Here is a 20,791-nt window from a genome sequence, read left to right as displayed (position 1 = left end):
CTTATGTTGACCAAGAAAAACATAGATTTTCTGTAGTGACTTGAACTCCTAAGCGCTAGTTGTGGGTTCAATTCCCGCCGGGAACATCGATTTTTTGCAACAATGATCGTAAAAATTCATTGTTGCATTTTTATTTTATGGTGCTTGCGAGCACCGAAAAAAAATAAAAATGAGTAATTGGAGCACCGAAAAGACAAAACGGGCACCGAGAACTAAATCTATCCAAGCACCCAATGGAGATAACTAAAGTGTAGGATAAGATTTAGGTTGTCAATGAATGTAAAAATGGTTTTCTTGTTTGAAGAGAACAGGCCTGACGAAGCATCGCTCAGATTAGATTAAAAATTCTAGTCTGGGCGATTTTTTTCGTTCAGGGAAAAGGAGGAAGTGTCATTGACAGAACACTGATGATGAACATTGTGAATGATGAAAAACTGAATATAGAAAAGACAATCTTACACCATAAAGAAGGCGTAGACCTTATCCCAGCCAACATTGAATTATCAGCAATAGAGGTGTCTTTGGTAAATGCCATGAGCAGGGAACTGATTCTGAGATCTATGGTAGACAGGCTGAGAGAATTTTATGATTTCATCATTATTGATTGTATGCCTTCGCTTGGAATGATGACAATTAATGCATTGGCATGTGCAGATTCTGTATTGATACCGGTGCAGGCAGCATACCTTCCGGTCAAAGGTTTACAGCAGCTGATCAAGACAATAGGAAGAGTAGAGCTTCTGCATCATCCGGAACTTCGGGGAAGTATAAATATAGAAGAACGATATTGTGTGGAGTAAGAAATCTATGCAGTATCGTTTTTTTCGTTTCTTGTGAAAAAATTTGTAGTTATTTGTAAGAATTTGTCGAGAAGTGCCATGTATATAATGTAGGGAGGTTTTAACATGACTAAAGACGAAGAAATCAGAATGATAAATGAAAAACTGGATTTTTATGTAATGGGAGGTCGGAGTACATGAAAGAACTGTTACATGAACTGCAAAGTCAAGTTTCAGTCTTGCAAAATCTCTGGAAACCCATCTCGTACAGTTGAATAATGAAAGGGGATGTGCTACTATTGTATAAAGATGTCAATCACGGCAGCTTATTTAACGGATAAACTAGGGGGAGCTTTATATGGCCACACAAAAGCAACAAGGTATTAAAAAGCAACTGACGAAAGGATTTGTGAAAGTAGCAATAATCGGTGCGATTGCGGCAGTTATTGGAATCGTAGTACTACTGATCGCAGCGATACAGTATGAAAAGGCATTGAGCCGATACGGATTTACACAGGGAGATATCGGTAAAGCGGTCGCGGCATTTTCGGAGAGCCGGAGCGCATTACGTGCAGTAGTAGGCTATGATGACAAAGCAGTGATAGACAAGCAGATCGAACTGCATGACCAGAAAAAGGAAGCGTTTGAGGCTTACATAGATGAATTGAACCGCTCAATCAAATTCACCGAAGGCAGGGATGCCTATAATAAAATATTGCAGGAACTGGACGGGTACTGGGAATTGGATGCACAGGTATTGGAACTGGCTACTTCCGATGACGAGGACGGATATCTGAAGGCGCAGGATCTGGATATCGGAGAGCTGACCGCACAGTACGAACGGATATACGCGGAGTTTGTAGACTTGATGAATCTGTGCGTCGAAAAAGGAGATCAGGCGGAGGTAGATCTGCGTCATATGGAGCGTTTTATGCTGATCGCGATTCTGGTTATCGTAGTGACCTCTTTCTGGAGTTCTGTGGTATTAGGCAAGAAAATGGCAGGAAATATCGAAGAACCGATGATAGCGCTGGCAGATCGACTTCAGACTTTTGCACAGGGAGATCTGAATAGTGCATTCCCGGACAGAAACACGGAAGATGAGATATCCTATATGATACAGGTCGCAAAAGGCATGGCTGCTGACCTGAATCTGATCATTACGGATGCAGGAGAATTATTGGGACAGATGGCGGAGGGTAATTATGCCATCGGTACTAAGATCGAAGAGAAATATGTAGGACAGTTTGTGGCACTGAAAGATGCCATGCGTAAGATGAACCGACAGATGAACAGTACCTTACAGCAGGTAGAAGAGGCCGCTAAGCAGGTATCTGCCGGATCGGAGAATCTTGCACAATCTGCCCAGGCGTTGGCAGAAGGAGCAACAGAGCAGGCAGGATCTGTGGAAGAACTGACGGCAACCATTACGAATATCACAGATGCCGTGTCACGTACAGCCGGCGAACTGCAGAGGACGACGGAAAAGGCTGAGAATTATGCACAGCAGGCGGATGCAGGGCATACGCAGATGAGGTCATTGATGGAGGAAATGGAGCGAATCAATGAAACATCTAAAAAGATACAGAATATTATTGCTGACATTGAAGATATTGCGAGTCAGACGAACCTGTTGTCTCTGAATGCGGCAATTGAGGCGGCCAGAGCAGGAGAAGCCGGACGGGGATTTGCAGTGGTGGCAGAACAGATCCGTAAACTGGCCGAACAGAGTGCACAGTCGGCAGTAGATACCAGAAGCCTGATCGAGGGATCGCTGCAGGAGATCGAGAATGGCAACCAGGCAGTGGAGGTAGCAGCGGAATCTCTGGAGCAGATCGTTACGGGAGTCAAGGAGATTGCGACAGATGCAAAACGATTGAGTGAAGAGTCTGCTGCGCAGGCACAGGCGATGCAACAGGCAGAACTTGGTGTGAATCAGATATCGGAAGTAGTGCAGTCGAACTCTGCGGGAGCAGAGGAATCGTCTGCTACCAGTGAGGAATTATCCGCACAGGCATATACATTAAACGATCTGGTAGGAAAGTTTACACTACGTCGGGATTAATTGCTAATTAAAAAATGAAATAAATACCGGTCTTAATAATCCGTAAATAGTGGAGAATTAAGATCGGTATTTTTTATAACATAAAACTTTCATTATAACTGAAATTTTCATTTCCGTATTATCTATTAGAATTGTAATGGTAGATATAGGAGGTTATATAAAAAATGTAATGAAGAAGAATCTGATAAATAAGTTTGCACCATTTCATGCATATGAAGGAACAGAAGATATTGATTTTGCTAAAGAATTGCATATAGTATCTGATAATATATTCATAAAATATAAAGGTAATGCATTTACTAATTCTGGACTTGATATATTGCTGAAAAAACACAATATTGAATATGTTGAAGTTGTGGGTGTAGATGGTGGGGCTTGCGTTGCACTGACAGCATTAGGTGCTATAAAAAATGGATATAAAGTAATCGTGAATGAAGCTGCAATCGGAACTATTGACTCCTACGCAACGTAATAGTTTACGATATGTTTATCGAGAGGAGGAAATGACAATGATGACAGTGAATGAGGTAAGTAAATTAACAGGAGTGAGTATACGCACTCTGCAGTATTATGATACCATTGGTCTCTTAAAACCTATTGAATATACAGAGTCAGGTTATAGGTTGTATGACGATACATCCTTGGAAAGGCTGCAACAAATTTTACTGTTTAAAGAATTGGAATTTCCGCTTAAGGAGATTAAAAAGATAATTGATGCCCCTAACTTTGACAGGAATAAAGCATTAGAGCAGCAGATTGAATTGCTTACTATGAAAAAAGAGCATCTTGAAAATCTTATTAGTTTCGCTCGAGGAATAAAAGGAATAGGAGTGAAATATATGGATTTTAAAGTATTTGATACAACAAAGATTGATGAGTATTCTAAACGAGCAAAAGAACAATGGGGACAAACCTCTGAGTATAAGGAGTTTGAAGAGAAAACAAAGAACTGGACGAAAGACGATGAAGCTACTGTTGCAAATGAGTTTATGCAATTATTTGTTGAATTCGGACAAATGAAAGAAATGGACCCAGAAGATGAACAGGTGCAGTTGCAGGTAAGGAAACTTCAGGATTACATTACAGATCATTTTTATACATGTTCTGATAAGATTTTATGCGGTCTTGGAAGAATGTATGCCGGTGGAGGAGAACTTACGGAAAATATTGATGATGTTGGAGGAGTTGGCACAGCAGAGTTTGCAAGTAATGCTATTGATATATTTTATATGAGTAGAAGGTAACTTCCTGTTTTTAAAGCTGTACATGAAAATGTATGGCTTTATTTTATAAAAACACATTGATAATTATCTATGTATATGTTAATCTAGACATATAGATAAATATCAATGCGAGGTAAATGAAATGGAACTAACAAATGTTGCATTAATCTGCAAGGCACTTGGAGATTCAAACAGATTAGAAATAGTGCAAATGTTGTCAGATGGCGAAAAATGTGGATGCAGGCTCTTGGAAAAATTTGAAATTACACAGCCAACCCTGTCTCATCATATGAAGATACTGGTGGAATGTGGATTGGTGAATGATCGCAAAGAAGGTAAATGGCATCATTACTCTTTGAATTGTGATACTTTATTAGAATTCAAGAATTTTATTGGCAGTTTGACATGTGGGTTATTCTATGCATGATCATCGATGTATCCATAGGACATTTTTTCCCGATGATACCCAATATATTAAATGAGTTTGAATATGCAGGGATATCTATTCCTATGGCTGTATTAATCTGGATTATGATTTATCCAATGATGATTACTATTGACATTAGTGCTGATATTTATGTTTCAGTCGGAAGTTATTCTGAAAAATCCTATACACATAATACTGATTGCAATACCTTTGATAATTCAGACATTTTTGATCTTTGGAATCGCATACGTAGCGTGTTATCTGTTAAAACTGCCACACAATATTGCAACACCTGCAGGAATGATAGGAGCATCTGATTTCTTTGAACTTGCGGTGGCAGTGGCGATTGCATTGTTTGGAACAACAAGTGAGGCTGCACTTGCTACTACTGTGGGTGTCTTAACAGAAGTTCCGGTAATGCTTATGCTTGTAAGAATTGCAAATAAGACGAAAGGAAGGTTTCTATGACAGTAAGAGAAAAAGCAGAACTGATTGTAAAAGATATAAAGAAAGAACAGGGAACAAATCCGGTTGTTATTTTTAAGCAGATTGCAGAGAAGGAATATATCAGCATTCATGGACCGGAACACCATATATTAGATGGTGCAAGTTTGCTAGTAGCCTACAAAAACGCAGGTGGAGAGATAGACTTAGAACAGGCATTGGACAGGCTGATGTCAGAAGGACTTCGGATGCCGGGAGCAATGTGCGGTTTATGGGGAATATGCGGAGCAATTACATCCATTGGCGCTGCACTTGCAATCATCGACGGAACAGGTCCGCTTTCAACAGATGGAACATGGGGAAATCATATGCAGTTTACCTCGAAAGCAATCGGAGAATTAGGAGCCATAAACGGACCAAGGTGCTGCAAGAGAGATGCAATGATAGCATTTAAGAATGGTATTGATTATGTGAATGCTCATTATGGAGTAACATTGCAATACGAACAAATGCAATGTGGATTCACAGATTTTAATGAGCAGTGTATAAAGGAGAGGTGTCCATTTCATGAGTAATGTAAAAGTGGCATTTATTTGTGTCCATAATTCCTGCCGAAGTCAGATTGCTGAGGCTTTTGGAAGACATCTGGCATCAGATGTGTTTCAAAGTTATTCGGCGGGTACAGAAACAAAACCACAGATTAACCAAGATGCTGTCCGTATTATGAAGGAATTATATAATATAGATATGGAAGCAGATGGACAGTTCAGTAAGCTGGTTAGTGATATTCCAAATCCGGATATTGCAATATCAATGGGGTGTAATGTGGGATGTCCATTTATAGGAAGACCGTTTGATGATAACTGGGGACTTGAAGATCCAACAGGAAAAAGTGATGAGGAATTTAAGATAGTCATTGAAAAAATCAGAAAAGATATTTTGAAATTAAAAAATGGATTGGATAAGAGGTAGACAGCATCAGATTCAAGTTTGCAGAACTAATAGAGAAGTAACATATAAAACAATAAATATGGTCAAAAAATCATCGACATCCAACCTACAGCACGTTATAATATAGCTAATCTAATAAGAAAATTATAACATTACTCTATAATGGTATTGCAAGACTGGTCAATATGGGAGCAGATATGGAAAATCTGTTTATGGCAGTAATTTACTATAGAACTGGACTGCTGTTTATGGTTATTGGAAATTATTTGCCAAAAGTGAAACAGAATAATACCATAGGAATAAGAGTTGTATGGTCTTTAATGGATGAAGAAAACTGGAATGCAACACATAGATTCAGCGGCAAATTATGGATGGCATCAGGTATTTTATGTATGATTTGTGGACTTTTTGGGGAAAGCATGGCTGCACTGGTTGTGTATATTATAAGTATTATGGCAGCTGCAATCATTAGCATTCTCTACTCCTACCTTTTTTATAAGAAAAAGCTGGCAACCGGAGAAGGCTTAAAAATTCAGTATAATAAAAAAAAAAGTGTGATATATCTGATCATCGCAATTTCCGTTATTGTGTTTACTATATGGACTTTGTTTTGGGGAAGCATTCAGATTCGTTGTAATGATCGTGATTTTAACATTGAAGCAAAAGGATGGAATGATTATACAGGGGAGTATTCGCAAATTGACAGCATTTCTTATGAAGAAAATGTATTGCAGAACGATAAAGATTACAGAACTAATGGTTTTGGAAACCTGAAGTATGCTATGGGAAACTTCAAAAACGATATCTTCGGAGATTATATCCGCTACACTCATGCCTCCTGCCATTCATATGTTGTCGTGAACATAGATGGAAAAATATTAGTTGTAAATGGGGAAAATGACGCAGAGACAAGGGAAATCTATCAGAGAATAAGTGAGAAGGTGTCAAAGGAAAGAAAATAGTTGTCGGAAACGCTGAGAAGAAATTATTCTCATCGTATCTTATCTCCTTATCGTTCAATCAATTATTTGCTACAAAAATCAGAAGCATTTCAATCAGTTCACCATGTCACTTTTATTTTGTGTTATACTGTTTTATATAATTTTTTTGGTCTCCGCTGCCGCTTCGGTCGGCACAGAGCAGAGGTCCACCGGACCTCTTGTGCCCTTGTATTTTCCCTTATCAGAGTTCGTAAACACTGGTGGGACGATATAACACAAGGGAAACAATAAGGGAAAGCTCACCTGCGACAAATCCAGTGTTTTCAATGGTTTGCGGAGAATTTATTATAATACTTATGAAAACCATCAGATCAGTGCAGTAGATATGCATGTAGAAAATCTGGATAGTGATAAAATGATTTGTTATCCAGTAATTCAAGGAGAAAGAATCAACTATCAAAATAAATAATGTTTTGAAATCAGGGATGAGGTAGAAAGGAAAGTTCCATGACAAAAGATGAAGTAAAAAAACTTAGGATGGACAGTCCGGAATCACTACAGTTTTTAAATAATGCTACAAAATTTTATAATTTAATGATGATGTATCGTTGTGCTATTCGGGAGATACAAACTAAACTTGAGGTTTTGGATGATGAATTTTCAGTTGAGAACAATCGAAATCCTATTTCTTTTATAAAAACAAGAATTAAGAAGCCCAATAGTATTTACGATAAACTGCAGAAGATGGGATATGAATTTACAACAGAAAATATACAGACATATCTCAATGATGTAGCAGGCGTTCGAATAGTTTGTGCGTTTATTGACGATATTTATATGATATCAGATTTGATTACCCAACAGGATGATATTAAAGTTATTGAAATAAAAGATTATATAAAAAATCCAAAATCGAATGGTTATCGAAGCTATCATATGATTGTTGAAATACCAGTATTTTTTGCTAAGGGTAAAACACCTATGCGTGTAGAATTACAGATTCGAACCAATGGTATGGATTTCTGGGCAACATTGGAACATCAACTTCGCTATAAAAAAGGAATTGAAGAAATGCCTGGCTATGATGAGATAAGTGAAGAATTACTTCATTCTGCAAGAGCTATCATTGAAGCAGATAATGAAATGCAGAGAATAAAAGACAAAATTGGTATGTTTCACGAAATTTAGGGAGAAAACTGAGCAAGTAGGAAGGTGGAATATATATGAAACAAGATACTTTAGAAGGCAAAGCAAAAACAAAAAATGGGGTAAAACGGCTGTGTTTTTCCATAATCTGCATTCTTCTGGAAGTGATTTTTATTATTACTATCGTAACACGCTTGAATGAATATGCAGAAATCATAAATTTATTTACAAGGATTTTGAGTGGGATCTTGGTTTTGGGATTGTACGCATCAAATAAGACATCCTCTATGAAAATGCCTTGGGTCATCTTAATTCTAATTTTCCCAATTATGGGTGTAGGCCTGTATTTGTTGATTGGTTTGAATGGTGGCACACATAAAATGCGTGAGCGATATGCAGAAATTGATAGCAAATTGTTACCAATGCTTCCGGACAGTCAGGAGTGTTTGAGCAGAATAAAAGAAACAATTCCGAAAGCAGGAAATATAGCAAGTTACATACAAAGAAATTCGCAGTATCCAATCTATCAGAATACGGATATTGTGTATTTTGATGAAGCAGTGAAAGGATTAGAGGCACAGCTTAAGGATTTGGAGAAAGCACAGAAGTTTATCTTTATGGAATATCATGCGATAGAAGACGCTGAAGCATGGCATAAGATTCAAGATGTTCTGGAAGAGCGAGTAAAAGCAGGTGTGGAAGTTAGAGTATTCTACGATGATATGGGTTCTATAGGCTTTATTAACACAGATTTTGTGAAAAAGATGGAGGCAATAGGAATTCATTGCCGTGTATTCAATCCGTTTATGCCAGGTTTAAATCTGTTTTTGAACAATCGTGATCATAGAAAAATAACAGTTATTGATGGAAAAGTCGGATTTACAGGTGGATATAATCTAGCAAACGAATATTTTAATTACACACACCCGTATGGACAGTGGAAAGATACAGGTATTCGTTTAGAAGGAGATGCTGTTCAGTCGCTTACGGTGACATTTTTGGAAATGTGGAATGCAGTAAGTGATAAGGATGCTAATGATTCTGATTTTAGGAAATACCTTTTCCAATATGATTATGCGGCACAGCAAACTGGGTTTGTTCAACCTTATGCAGACAGCCCTATGGATAATGAGCAAGTAGGAGAAGAAGTTTATATCAGTATGATAAATAAAGCTGAAAAATATTGTTGGTTTATGACTCCATATCTAATCATAACAGATGAAATGACGCATGCGTTATGCTTGGCTGCTAAGCGAGGGGTAGACGTAAGAATTATCACACCTGGTATCCCTGATAAAAAATTCATTTATAATATAACTCGTTCTTTTTATCATGGATTAGTTAAACATGGTGTTCGTGTTTATGAGTGGACTCCTGGTTTCTGTCATGCAAAAATGAGTGTGGCAGATGACTGTATGGCAACTTGTGGAACAATTAATCTGGATTATCGAAGTTTATATCACCATTTTGAAAACGGCTGTTTTATGGTAGATTGTCAGGCAGTTGTGGAAATAAAAAATGATCTGATAAGAACGATGGGAGAATGTCGTGATGTGACAGACCAATATCAAACCGGACGAAGTGCATATTTGCGACTGGGACAATTATTTATGAGATTATTTGCTGGATTGCTATAAGAATCTGATGAAACGACCTTTCAAAAAACAGTTGATTTAGAAGTTAACTGTTTTTGAAAGGTCGTTTTTGTTATATCTAACAGTCTGTTGTACAAAGAAGATTTTGCATGGATGAAAAAAACAAACCTTGTTGAGGTTAAATTGAGATTGACTTTGTATTGTATAAGTATGAAAAAAAGGAATCAGGTGATGTACAATGAAAAAGCATAAAATATGTAAAATCCTTCTTGTTATACTGACAATTTTTTTATGTGTGGCTTTTTATGAATTGCTCGGAATCTGCGTTGCATATAAAAAGCAGCCGGAAGTGTCCAATACAACCAAAAAAGAAACAAAAAATGGGTCATGGAACGAATGCAGTGAAAATACAGAACGGGCAGTAATCATAGAAAAGAATCCAGAAGCGCTTTTACAAAGAGTGCGTTTGATCAAGAATGCAAAAAAGGAAATTATTCTTTCTACTTTTGCATTTCAATCCGATGAAAGTGGAAAATTGATTTTAGGAGCACTGCATGATGCGGCAGACAGAGGTGTACATATTCGTCTGTTAGTAGATGGAATGGAGAGCTGGATTGATATGGAAGGAAATCCGTATTTCTATGGATTATCTTCCCATGAGAATGTTGAAATTAAACTATATAATAAGGCCAATCCGTTGAAACCGTGGAAAATGATGGGTAGAATGCATGATAAATATTTGATTGCAGATGGAAAGAGATATATTCTTGGGGGAAGAAATACATACAATTATTTCCTGGGTGATTTTCCGGGACATAAGAACTATGACAGAGACGTGTTAGTGGTTTGCGATGAACCTGAGAAAGAAAATTCAGTTAACCAGTTGTCAGAGTATTTTGAAACCATATGGAATCAGGAAGACAGTGGTTATTTTCATAACAATAAAAAACTGGCAAATAGAAAATCTGTAAAGAACGCAGTTTTAGAGCTGCAGAACGGCTATCAGAAATATTTTGAAGAGAATAAGGAAAGAATCTGCGATACCGATTACACGGACGAAACTTTTGAGACAGAAAAGATTGCATTAGTGTCAAATCCTATCCACACAGGTCCCAAAGAACCAGTAGTGTGGTATCAGTTGGGAGAACTAATGAAAAATGCAAAAGAGCGCGTGAAAATTCATACACCATATATTATCTGCAATGATATGATGTATAATACATGGAAAGAGATTGCGGAGAGAGTTCCGGAATTTTCTATCATGACCAATTCGGTTGCCAACAATGGAAATCCGTTTGGTTCTGCTGATTATGCGAGAAACAGAAACAGAATTTTAAATACAGGAATTGATATCTGGGAGTATGAAGGCGGCTATTCATACCACGGAAAAAGTATTCTGATTGACGATGATCTGTCTGTAATCGGTTCCTTTAATATGGACATGAGAAGTACATATCTGGATACGGAACTGATGCTTGTAATACGCAGTAAAGATATTAATAAACAGTTGGAAGAGGGCATGATGGAATATGAAAAAGTGTCCCGTCAGATATTAGAAGGCGGAACTTATAATGATCCATATCATGTAGAGCCAATCGAATTAACAAAGAAACGTCAGAGAAAAATATTTTTAGTACAGCATCTGCTTGGATGGGCAAGGTATCTGTTTTAATAAGGAGGAAGGAAAACGTGTTTCAAATATTGATTGTAGAAGATGATAAAGAATTAAGCCAGCTATTCCAAAAAGTGCTTGAGAAGAATGGATATCAAGTCAAAAGTGCATCGGATGGAGCACAGGCATTAGAAATATTGGATAAGGAATATATTGATCTGATCATTTCTGATATTATGATGCCGGTTATGGATGGTTATGAACTGGTGTCAGAACTTCGTTCAGCAGGATATCAGATACCGGTACTTATGATCACTGCGAAAGGTTCCTTTGATGATATGCGCCAGGGATTTCTTTCGGGAAGTGACGATTATATGGTAAAACCGGTAAATGTGAATGAAATGGTTTTAAGAGTCGGAGCACTGCTTCGCCGTGCACAGATACTGAATGAACACAAAATTGTGATCGGTTCAACAGAGTTTGATTATGATGCAATGACGGTTACAACTGATAAGGAAAGTCTTGTTTTGCCTAAAAAAGAATTCCTGCTTTTATATAAGCTTGCAGCTTCGCCAGGCAGAACATTTACAAAACAACAGTTGATGGATGAAGTATGGGGATACGAGACGGAGGCAGACCCACATACGATAGAGGTACATATAGGAAGAATCAGAGAGCGTTTTAAAGATAACCCTGATTTTGAAATCGTAACAATGCGTGGAATTGGATACAAGGTGGTGAAAAAATAATGAAACAAAAGAAAGAAAAAGGATTGCGGATCCGATCCTGTCTGACTGGTGCAATCTGGCTGGCACTTGTATTTTCAACAGTCATATCTGCTTTATTATTTGCTTTTTTGAATCATTTTTTTAATCTGCCGGACAGCATACCTGTGCTTGGCTGGCTTTTGATTTTCAATACATTGATTGCAGGGCTGATCACTTCTTTTATCAATGCAAAGTTACTGGAACCAATTACCAGACTTAGTAAAGCAATGAAGGAAGTTTCTCGGGGAGATTTTGAACAGCATTTGGAAACGAACAGCCGTATAGCAGAAGTTGGAGAATCTTATCAAAGTTTTAACGTTATGACAAAAGAACTTCGTGCAACAGAGATGCTGCAGATGGATTTTGTATCTAATGTTTCTCATGAGTTTAAGACCCCGATTAATGCCATTGAAGGATATACAATGCTGCTTCAGGGAGAAGAACTGTCTCCGGATCAAGAGGAATATGTAGAAAAAATCTTATTTAACACCCAAAGACTTTCCGGATTGGTTGGTAATATTTTGCTGTTATCCAAGTTAGAGAATCAGAATATACCAATGAAAAAAACAGAATATCGTCTGGATGAACAGATCCGCCAGGCATTTCTTTCATTGGAAACAAAATGGACAGAAAAAGAAATTGGTTTTCAGGTAGAATTGGAGGAAGTTAAATATACTGGGAATGAAGGACTTTTTATGCATATCTGGATAAATCTTTTGGATAATGCGATTAAGTTCAGCCCTTCAAAGGGGACAATTACGATGTTTCTGAAACAAGAACAGGATTCTGTTAAGTTCATTCTGGAAGATGAAGGACCGGGAATAGAGGATGATGTAAAATCCAGAATATTTGACAAGTTCTATCAGGTAGATGGATCTCATAAAGCAGAAGGAAATGGCCTAGGTCTTGCACTTGTAAAACGGATTGTAGATAGTGCCGGAGGAACAATCAAAGCAGAAAACCGTGAATATGGTGGATGCAGATTTGTTGTAGAGCTTCCAATACAGAAAGATGAGGCCATATAAGTTTAAGAAAAACAGATAGAGGAGGAATTACATGACATTTTATCAGGAATTGCAGTTAAATCAGGCAGGTTCTAAAAACCTGTTGAAAAAGAGTGAAACACGAAAAGAAAAATTATATCATATGTGGGTATATCTGGTGAAGATAGCTGTTACAATGGCATTTTGTTTTTTATTTGTTACTATTTTCAGTATCTTATTTGGAAATGAGAATAGCATTGTAGGTGTAGTAGTCTTATTATGCCTTATGGTATTTCGGAATGCGGATCTGGGGATCCACACCGGACAATCTACGATGCTTTTGGCTTTGTTCTTTGTAATTATGACTGTATGTCCGCATTTAGCAAATCAGTTTTCACCGGTATTGGGAATGCTGTTAAATATTGCGGCACTGGCTGTGTTGATTCTGTTCGGATGCCATAATCCATTCATGTTTAATCAATCTACATTGGTTCTTGGGTATCTGCTGCTATATGGTTATGATGTTACGGGAAAAAGCTATCAGATGCGATTAGTCGGAATGGCTTTAGGTGCAGCACTTACCTGCTTCGTATTTTATCGAAATCATAAAAACAGAACTTATAAAAGAAATCTGAAAGATCTGATACAAGAATTTGATATCACTTCTTCCAGAACAAAATGGCAGATATGTCAGATTTTATGCGTACCGATTGTCCTTTGTATTGCAGAACTTTGTAATATGCCACGTGCAATGTGGGCTGGTATTGCGGCTATGTCAGCAATTTTGCCGTTTGTGGAAGACATGCAATACAGAGTCCGTAAAAGGATTGTCGGAAATATTGTAGGTGTTATATGCTTCACCGTATTATATTTTCTGCTTCCATCATCCATCTATGCTTATATAGGAATTCTTGGTGGAATTGGTGTAGGATTTTCAGCGCAATACGGCTGGCAGGCTGTATTTAATACCTTTGGCGCTCTCGCAATTGCTGCGGAAAGTTATGGATTAAAAGGAGCGGTTAGTCTTAGAGTGATTCAAAATGTTTTTGGTGTTGTGTTTGCTTTAGCATTTTGTGTTATATTTTATTGGTTTATGTCTAAAAAAAAGGAAAGTGCGCTATAATGATGGTCATATTGGTCGCTCTGTATATTATCCAGAATACCAGGACTCTTAAGGGAGAGACTGTATAAGCAATTTTATATTGCAATGACTAGAAAAATATTTAGGAGAAGATAGATATAAACAGTAAGTCAAACACACAAACTATGGAGTCTTTAGTCGGTTTAATAAAATTTTAGATAGAAAATAAATCATTCAATGTCATTTAGATAAGGTTTTTTATGACAAAAAGACAGATTGCTTATCTGCCTTATAATGCAGTATAATGGTAACGAGATTTATGCAACCCGATACATGAAATCCCTATTTCTCTTTGGACGGAGGTGGATAGGGTATTTTCGATTGTACCTGACAGGCACAGCATTCAGCGAACAGCTGCCGACAGCACAGCTTCACTGGATCATTGCAGACAAAGACTCCTGTATTGTTGTTGAGTCTATGAAGGATGGGCTGCATGTATATGATAATCCGGTAGGAGTGCTTACCAATAATCCACCATTCCCGGGTCAGATGTTTGCACTTAATAATTATGCCGGAGTATCCAGAAAACAGCCGGAGAGTACTTTTGCAGGAGTATTACAGCTTGATGCATATAGCAGAGGAATGGGTGGAATGGGAATACCTGGAGATCTTTCCAGCCAGTCAAGATTTGTGAAAGTTGCCTTTACAAAATTAAATTCGATCTCCGGTGAAGAAGAGGATGAGAGTGTAAGCCAGTTCTTTCATATCTTAGGATCCGTAGATCAGCAACGTGGATGCTGTGAGGTGACAGAAGGCAAATATGAGATCACGATATACACGTCCTGTTGTAATACAGCAAAAGGTATTTATTATTATACGACTTATGATAATCATCAGATCACAGCGGTTGACATGCATGCCGAAAATCTGGATTCAGATCAGCTGATCTGTTATCCGCTTCTGTCCAAGGGCGAAGTCAGATGGCAGAATAAATAATACGAAAATGCACGGAGAAAGCATAACGCAGAACAACAGGAGGAAAGACCATGAAAGAAGTTAAAACACCGAAAAAACCACTGGCATATTATTATGGGATTGTGTTAATAGTGCTGATCGTATTTAATCTGGTTGTCACACCAATCCTTATGGAGCATCAGGTAAAGGAAACGGATTATGGAACTTTTATGAGCATGATCGAGAAGAAGAATATCGGTGAAGTAGAAGTTAAGGACAATCAGATCATCTTTACAGATAAAGATCAAAAAAATATTTATAAAACAGGTCTGATGAACGATCCGAACCTGACGGACAGGCTATATGAATGTGGAGCAGTATTCGCAAAAGATATCGATAAGCAGATGTCACCAATCATCAGCTTCCTGCTGACCGGGTTTTTGCCATTGATCCTTTTTATCGCACTGGGAAATTATATGGCGAAGAAACTGATGGAGCATGCCGGAGGAAAAAATTCGATGGCTTTTGGAATGGGAAAAAGCAATGCGAAGATTTATGTGCAATCCAGTGAGGGAATCCGTTTTTCAGATGTTGCAGGAGAAGATGAGGCGAAAGAAAACCTTTCAGAGATCGTTGATTATCTTCACAATCCGAAGAAGTATACCGATGTAGGTGCGTCTATGCCAAAAGGTGTCCTTCTTGTAGGACCTCCGGGAACCGGCAAAACAATGCTTGCAAAAGCAGTTGCAGGTGAATCAAATGTACCATTTTTCTCAATGTCCGGATCAGAATTTGTTGAGATGTTTGTCGGTATGGGAGCTTCCAAAGTTCGAGATCTTTTCGGACAGGCAAAGGAAAAGGCACCATGTATCGTGTTTATTGATGAAATTGATGCCATTGGTAAAAAGCGTGACGGACAAATGGGCGGAAATGATGAGAGGGAGCAGACCTTAAACCAGCTTCTTACAGAGATGGACGGATTTGAAGGAAATAATGGTGTCATCATTCTTGCTGCAACGAACCGTCCGGAGTCGTTAGATCCGGCACTTACACGTCCGGGACGTTTTGACAGGCGTGTGCCGGTTGAACTGCCGGATCTTGCAGGCCGTGAAGCAATTTTAAAGGTTCATGCAAAGAAGATAAAAGCATCTGATGATGTTGACCTGCATACGATTGCACGTATGGCATCCGGTGCATCCGGTGCGGAGCTTGCCAATATTATAAATGAAGCAGCATTACGTGCTGTCCGTAGTGGAAGGACCGTTGTAAATGAATCTGATCTCGAAGAAAGTATAGAAGTGGTTATTGCAGGATATCAGAAGAAGAATGCGGTTCTTTCAGATCAGGAGAAGAAGGTTGTTGCATATCATGAGATAGGACACGCTCTGGTAGCTGCATTACAGAGTCATTCAGCACCGGTCCAGAAGATTACGATCATCCCGCGTACCTCAGGTGCACTCGGCTACACTATGCAGGTTGAGCAGGGTGATAAATATCTGATGACGAAAAAAGAACTTGAGAATAAGATTGCTACATTTACAGGCGGACGTGCGGCAGAGGAGATCGTATTTGGTGAGATCACGACCGGAGCCTCCAATGATATCGAACAGGCAACAAAAATTGCAAGAGCGATGATCACCCGCTACGGCATGACAGATGAATTCGACATGGTGGCAATGGAAAACGTGACCAACCAGTATCTTGGCGGAGATACGTCTCTTTCCTGTTCCGCAGATACCCAGAAGGAAATTGATGAAAAAGTCGTGCAGCTCGTAAAAGCAGAGCATGAAAAAGCAAGAAAAATCCTTGCTGAAAACAGGGAAAAACTGGACGAACTGGCTATGTACCTGTATGAGAAGGAAACAATTACAGGTGACGAATTTATGGATATTTTAGATAGAAAATAATGTAGTTAATTAGATAACCAATTCCACCCAAATATGATGAACAATTTTGGAATGAATTGTATTCATTTTTACAGAAACATTCTAACGAAGAGTATATTCTCATAGGAGATTTTAATACTATCAATAATAGAAACATGGAAGAGTTTAGAAAGATATTATATAATGCATATGATATTTGGTATCAAAAAGGAAACAGAGAACCTTTATCATGTATGCAGAGCCTTTTATCTCATCTGCTTTAGCTTTAGCTGCTTTCACAATAGCAAGTTCAGGATCATCCTTTTTAGGACGACCCTTGCCACATGGATTATCTTTTTTGACCTGCTTATATTCGCTGTAGGCATCATGCCAGATATCTTTTCTGACTTCATCGAGAACTGTCATAGCCCACTCGATTACGTGAAAGGAATCAACACAACGGGCGCAGTCAGGAGTGTATTCATTTACACACTCGGTGATCCATTTGGCACCATCACCTGTAACAACCTTGATGCTGGATAGCTGCTCTGGAGTAAGCTGTTTATAAAACTCCATGGCCTTCCGATGCCCATACCACTGTGTTGGTATCGTGATTAACAATTACTGTAATGTACTTGTGCCCCTTTTTGTAACTGGTTTCGTCAATGCCGATATTAACCAGACCATCAAGTCTTCTTGAGCGCTCCGGTTCTAAATCATGAAGAGCACGATTGACACAGCGGCCTACAGTTTCCCAGCCCCCTCCAAGTGGTTGGTCTGCTGGAATGTTTGTCATAAACAGGACATGACTTGTGACAGAAAGGGCAGTCATTCTCATGCCATTTATTAGGTCTGGCTTTGATACGGATGTGTTTCACGCCATCCTCATCAGAGTAAAGATTAAAATTTTCTATCAAGAGAATAAAGCATTGACAAAATTTTGTGGGGTGGGGTAGAATGATGCTAGAAAATTCCAAAACATAACGCATTGGTGCCTTTCGCAGAAAGAAGAAAAATAAACATGAAAAAGAGAAAGAACTTGGGAAAAAAGTTAGTAACAATGTTAGTGTCTGTAGGCTTTTTTGCAGTTTTGATTACAGTCTTGAATTTAATGGCATTACAAGCTATTCGAGGAAAGAATAATGTGCTTATAGAACAGTTTGAACAATATGAAGAAGCAGTGGAAAATAATGATACCGCGGTTTTTGAAACAGCAAAAGGAGAAGTGGCAGAAGCCATCAGACATATCAACTACAGAATAAATGGAAGCATCATTTTTGATCTTGCACTTGTGGTAGCTGATATTATTGTAATCGTACTTCTTTCGATTGTTATTAATAAGTCCATTGTTCGTCCAGCAAAAAGAGCAAAGAATGATTTGGATGATATCATTTTAGGTATAGAATCAGGACAGGGTAATCTTACGTTAAGAGTATTTGATGAAACCAGTGATGAAATTGGTCAGCTTGCAAATGGTGTCAACCATTTTATTGAAACATTACAAAATCTTATGGTAAAGATTCAGAGTGTATCAAAAGATATGAAAAAATCTTCCTATCTTGTACAAAATGAGGCGGAATCTTCAAATATGAGTGCATCCAATGTGAGTGCAACATCGGAAGAACTTGCAGCATCCATGGAAGAGGTATCTGCTTCTCTATATGATTTAGCCCAAGGATGTAATAATCTGCTAAAGAAAATGGAAGGCATGAATGAGGATGCTAAGAACTCTGCAATGAAGATGCATGAAGTGAAGCTTACTGCAGAAAATAGCTATAAAGAAGCGATTGCATCAAAAGAAAAAACAGTAGAAACATTTGATGGCATTCAAAAGGATGTCGCAGAGGCAGTAGAAGCATCTAAGTCTGTAAATGAAATTGCAAAACTTACAGAAAATATCTTAAATATCGCAGCACAGACAAATCTTTTAGCACTTAATGCATCGATTGAAGCAGCAAGAGCAGGGGAAGCAGGCAGGGGCTTTGCCGTTGTTGCAGATGAAATCAGACAGCTTGCAGATAGTTCACGTGAGACAGCAAACAATATTCAGGAAATCAGTGGAAAAGTTATTGAGGCAGTAAACAATCTGTCTGGAAATGCAACGGAAATGATTCGTTTTGTAGATGAAAAGGTAGCACTTGATTATGACAACTTTGTAAAAATTATTGGAAATTATGATGCTGATTCTGATCAGGCAAGTAATACATTTAACGAGTTTGCAGTTAAGTCAAAAGATAGCTTAGGTACAATGAATGATATGAATGAAGGTATCAATAACATTTCTATAGCGATTGAAGAATCTGCAAAAGGTGTTACAAACGTAGCACAAGAGATATCACAACTTGTAACAGCAATTTCAGCAATTACAGTGCAGGCGGACGAAAATAAGAACCTTTCGGAAGATTTATCGGATGAAGTAGCAAAATTTGAAAAAGTTTAACTAACAGATTTTTATTATGAGAAGAACTGTATTAGGTAAATAACCCGCACTAACTAAAAATGAATGCTAGAATAAGCACAAAGGCATAGCCCCATTACGGGTTCTATGCCTTTGCGTTTTCCGGAAGATTGTCATTAACTGCATCAAATTCAAGATTCTGTTCCCGGCACCATTCGACAGCATTCGACAGAGCTTCACCGGCGCGGCAGGTCCAGAGAATGAGTTTGTTGCCATTGCGTTTCCATTCCTGGAGATATTCGATCAGTGCCTGGTTTGGCTGACCAAGCTCCGGCCATTTGCTGTAGCAGAGAGTGCCATCAAAATTAACAGCGATTGTCTGGAAATCTAACATTTTTTTATTATTCATTCAGATCATCTCCTTTAGAGGGAGTCTGCTGAACACCAAGATGATAGCAGAATAGGCTTGTTACCGGTTTGTGAAAAAAATCTGCAATTCTCATGGCGTATAGCAGAGAAGGAATATGCTGTTTTGACTCGATATTGGCAATAGTTTTCAGGCTGATGCCGGTTGCTGATGCAAGTTCTTTCTGGGTAATGCCAAGATCTGCCCTCGCTTCAACAAGTCTGCAGGTAATTGTGTCTGTCATGGTGTTTATGTCTATATCCATATCAGTATTCATATATATGCACCTCCAAATTCAGAATTGTTCAGGTCTGTTCCGCTATAATAATCCTACAGTTTTAAGTGTTCCAAAAAAAGGACTTATGAAAGAACACGGCCGAATATTTTGAAGGAACTGTTCTCTGTAACCGGAATCGGATCATATTTTTTATTCAGTGATATGAGGTAGGTTCCGAGTCTGTTATTCTGAAATTTATTCACATATGCGTTTCCATCAAGATAGAAGATACCTATTTCGCCATCATCAAGGCATGCTGTCTGTTCAATCCAGATGAGATCCTTATTATGGTATTTAGGTTCCATACTGTCACCATCTACATATACGCCAAATGTGGCAGCCTCCGGAATGTCAGGAGAGGAGAATATCTCATATTCGTCACTATCAAGAAAAGAGCCGGTACCAGCGGAAACGGTATTGTAAAATACTTTTCTTTCCCTGATCACATGGATAGGAATGATCTCTGCCGGTTTATAGTTGCCGGTGCTTTCCAGATCGCTGATATATTCAAGCACTTTGTTCATTCCATTTTCATTCAGGTTCCGGAATGGATTAAGAGGACTCTGGCCAACAAACTCTGTATAGATATCGTATATTTCAAGAATTTCACATAAGGCGAGAAACTGTCTGGCATGCATGGAATACCGGCAATCGGCATCAGGGTAGCTGATCCAAACAATCTGGATGACGGTGTGGAAATGGATGTGCTGATCGGAAAGAGAATTGATCTGGATATGCTTCATTATGTGCCGGAGCTTGCAGACAACTGGCAGGCACAGCAGATGATAAGATAGGTGACAAAGTCGGGCAGATTGTGATCATGCCGGTTCTGATACCAGATTTTACCTTTGAATCATGGGAAGAACGTGGAACCGGG

At 38.4% G+C, this 20,791-nt stretch carries 20 protein-coding genes and 5 pseudogenes; 21 read left to right on the top strand and 4 right to left on the bottom strand.

The window, feature by feature from the left end:
* Positions 1–401 precede the first annotated feature (401 nt).
* The 19 genes and pseudogenes from DWV68_RS10185 to ftsH form a co-directional block, all read left to right on the top strand.
* A pseudogene (locus DWV68_RS10185) lies at positions 402–758 on the top strand (ParA family protein); the annotation flags it as partial.
* Between the two features lie 379 nt (positions 759–1,137).
* Positions 1,138–2,844, top strand: coding sequence for a methyl-accepting chemotaxis protein (locus tag DWV68_RS10180; RefSeq protein WP_117699365.1), 1,707 nt, complete (start codon positions 1,138–1,140; stop codon positions 2,842–2,844).
* A gap of 136 nt (positions 2,845–2,980) precedes the next feature.
* Positions 2,981–3,316 carry a cysteine hydrolase family protein gene (locus DWV68_RS10175; protein WP_117842336.1) on the top strand — a complete coding sequence of 112 codons (336 nt, stop codon included), beginning with the start codon at positions 2,981–2,983 and terminating at the stop codon, positions 3,314–3,316.
* A 37-nt stretch (positions 3,317–3,353) separates the two neighbouring features.
* Positions 3,354–4,088 (top strand): MerR family transcriptional regulator, encoded by a 735-nt coding sequence (locus DWV68_RS10170; protein WP_117699019.1) that lies wholly within the window; start codon positions 3,354–3,356, stop codon positions 4,086–4,088.
* A 121-nt stretch (positions 4,089–4,209) separates the two neighbouring features.
* Positions 4,210–4,494, top strand: a complete 285-nt coding sequence (locus DWV68_RS10165; RefSeq protein WP_117699020.1) for an ArsR/SmtB family transcription factor — start codon at positions 4,210–4,212, stop codon at positions 4,492–4,494.
* Positions 4,495–4,722: 228 nt separating this feature from the next.
* A complete protein-coding gene (locus DWV68_RS15190; RefSeq protein WP_330416233.1) occupies positions 4,723–4,962 on the top strand; it encodes a hypothetical protein in 240 nt (79 codons plus the stop codon).
* Positions 4,959–5,513, top strand: a complete 555-nt coding sequence (locus DWV68_RS10155; RefSeq protein WP_015526525.1) for a DUF5714 domain-containing protein — start codon at positions 4,959–4,961, stop codon at positions 5,511–5,513. The genes DWV68_RS15190 and DWV68_RS10155 overlap by 4 nt, the downstream gene beginning before the upstream one ends.
* Positions 5,506–5,910, top strand: coding sequence for an arsenate reductase ArsC (locus DWV68_RS10150; RefSeq protein ID WP_117699022.1), 405 nt, complete (start codon positions 5,506–5,508; stop codon positions 5,908–5,910). Before DWV68_RS10155 ends, DWV68_RS10150 begins: the two co-directional genes overlap by 8 nt.
* Positions 5,911–6,086: 176 nt before the next feature.
* Entirely contained in the window at positions 6,087–6,851 is a 765-nt protein-coding gene (locus DWV68_RS10145) for an SdpI family protein (protein ID WP_242988791.1), read from the top strand.
* Between the two features lie 322 nt (positions 6,852–7,173).
* Positions 7,174–7,299, top strand: a pseudogene (locus DWV68_RS10135) (choloylglycine hydrolase); the annotation flags it as partial.
* Positions 7,300–7,337: 38 nt separating this feature from the next.
* Positions 7,338–8,018: a GTP pyrophosphokinase gene (locus DWV68_RS10130; protein WP_118057500.1), complete on the top strand. Its 681-nt coding sequence runs from the start codon at positions 7,338–7,340 to the stop codon at positions 8,016–8,018.
* A gap of 35 nt (positions 8,019–8,053) precedes the next feature.
* The gene (cls, locus tag DWV68_RS10125; protein WP_118057501.1) at positions 8,054–9,613 is read left to right on the top strand and encodes a cardiolipin synthase; all 1,560 of its coding nucleotides are present in this window, start codon (positions 8,054–8,056) and stop codon (positions 9,611–9,613) included.
* 196 nt (positions 9,614–9,809) lie between these two features.
* Positions 9,810–11,243, top strand: coding sequence for a phospholipase D family protein (locus DWV68_RS10120; protein WP_118057502.1), 1,434 nt, complete (start codon positions 9,810–9,812; stop codon positions 11,241–11,243).
* A complete protein-coding gene (locus tag DWV68_RS10115; protein ID WP_117699027.1) occupies positions 11,222–11,932 on the top strand; it encodes a response regulator transcription factor in 711 nt (236 codons plus the stop codon). The genes DWV68_RS10120 and DWV68_RS10115 overlap by 22 nt, the downstream gene beginning before the upstream one ends.
* Complete coding sequence (locus tag DWV68_RS10110) at positions 11,932–12,975, top strand: HAMP domain-containing sensor histidine kinase (protein ID WP_118665700.1); 1,044 nt, start codon at positions 11,932–11,934, stop codon at positions 12,973–12,975. The genes DWV68_RS10115 and DWV68_RS10110 overlap by 1 nt, the downstream gene beginning before the upstream one ends.
* A 31-nt stretch (positions 12,976–13,006) precedes the next feature.
* Positions 13,007–14,056: an FUSC family protein gene (locus DWV68_RS10105; protein WP_118057504.1), complete on the top strand. Its 1,050-nt coding sequence runs from the start codon at positions 13,007–13,009 to the stop codon at positions 14,054–14,056.
* Positions 14,041–14,124, top strand: a pseudogene (locus DWV68_RS10100) (CDP-alcohol phosphatidyltransferase family protein); the annotation flags it as partial. The gene DWV68_RS10105 and the pseudogene DWV68_RS10100, both read left to right, overlap by 16 nt.
* A gap of 277 nt (positions 14,125–14,401) precedes the next feature.
* Positions 14,402–15,010 (top strand): annotated as a pseudogene (locus tag DWV68_RS10095) (linear amide C-N hydrolase); the annotation flags it as partial.
* 50 nt (positions 15,011–15,060) lie between these two features.
* Entirely contained in the window at positions 15,061–16,875 is a 1,815-nt protein-coding gene (ftsH, locus tag DWV68_RS10090) for an ATP-dependent zinc metalloprotease FtsH (protein WP_118542252.1), read from the top strand.
* 144 nt (positions 16,876–17,019) lie between these two features.
* Here the strand turns inward: ftsH and DWV68_RS14995 are convergent.
* Positions 17,020–17,629: pseudogene (locus tag DWV68_RS14995) on the bottom strand (ISL3 family transposase).
* Positions 17,630–17,854: 225 nt separating this feature from the next.
* On the opposite strand from DWV68_RS14995, the gene DWV68_RS10075 reads away from it, so the two are divergent.
* A complete protein-coding gene (locus DWV68_RS10075; protein ID WP_117699035.1) occupies positions 17,855–19,273 on the top strand; it encodes a methyl-accepting chemotaxis protein in 1,419 nt (472 codons plus the stop codon).
* Positions 19,274–19,376: 103 nt separating this feature from the next.
* On the opposite strand, the gene DWV68_RS10070 is transcribed toward DWV68_RS10075, so the two are convergent.
* From DWV68_RS10070 to DWV68_RS10060, 3 genes are all read right to left on the bottom strand, one after another.
* Positions 19,377–19,640, bottom strand: coding sequence for a hypothetical protein (locus DWV68_RS10070; RefSeq protein WP_117947892.1), 264 nt, complete (start codon positions 19,638–19,640; stop codon positions 19,377–19,379).
* Positions 19,633–19,914, bottom strand: a complete 282-nt coding sequence (locus DWV68_RS10065; protein WP_117699037.1) for a helix-turn-helix transcriptional regulator — start codon at positions 19,912–19,914, stop codon at positions 19,633–19,635. The genes DWV68_RS10070 and DWV68_RS10065 overlap by 8 nt, the downstream gene beginning before the upstream one ends.
* A gap of 83 nt (positions 19,915–19,997) precedes the next feature.
* The gene (locus DWV68_RS10060) at positions 19,998–20,438 is read right to left on the bottom strand and encodes a S24 family peptidase (protein ID WP_242986250.1); all 441 of its coding nucleotides are present in this window, start codon (positions 20,436–20,438) and stop codon (positions 19,998–20,000) included.
* A gap of 108 nt (positions 20,439–20,546) precedes the next feature.
* Between DWV68_RS10060 and DWV68_RS14440 the strand changes: the two genes are divergently transcribed.
* The gene (locus tag DWV68_RS14440) at positions 20,547–20,708 is read left to right on the top strand and encodes a hypothetical protein (protein ID WP_156454684.1); all 162 of its coding nucleotides are present in this window, start codon (positions 20,547–20,549) and stop codon (positions 20,706–20,708) included.
* Positions 20,709–20,791 lie beyond the last annotated feature (83 nt).

The organism is Roseburia sp. AF12-17LB (genome assembly GCF_003479605.1).
Classification (GTDB): Bacteria; Bacillota; Clostridia; order Lachnospirales; family Lachnospiraceae; genus Roseburia_C; species Roseburia_C amylophila.
This window is presented reverse-complemented; position numbering and strand designations above follow the sequence as displayed.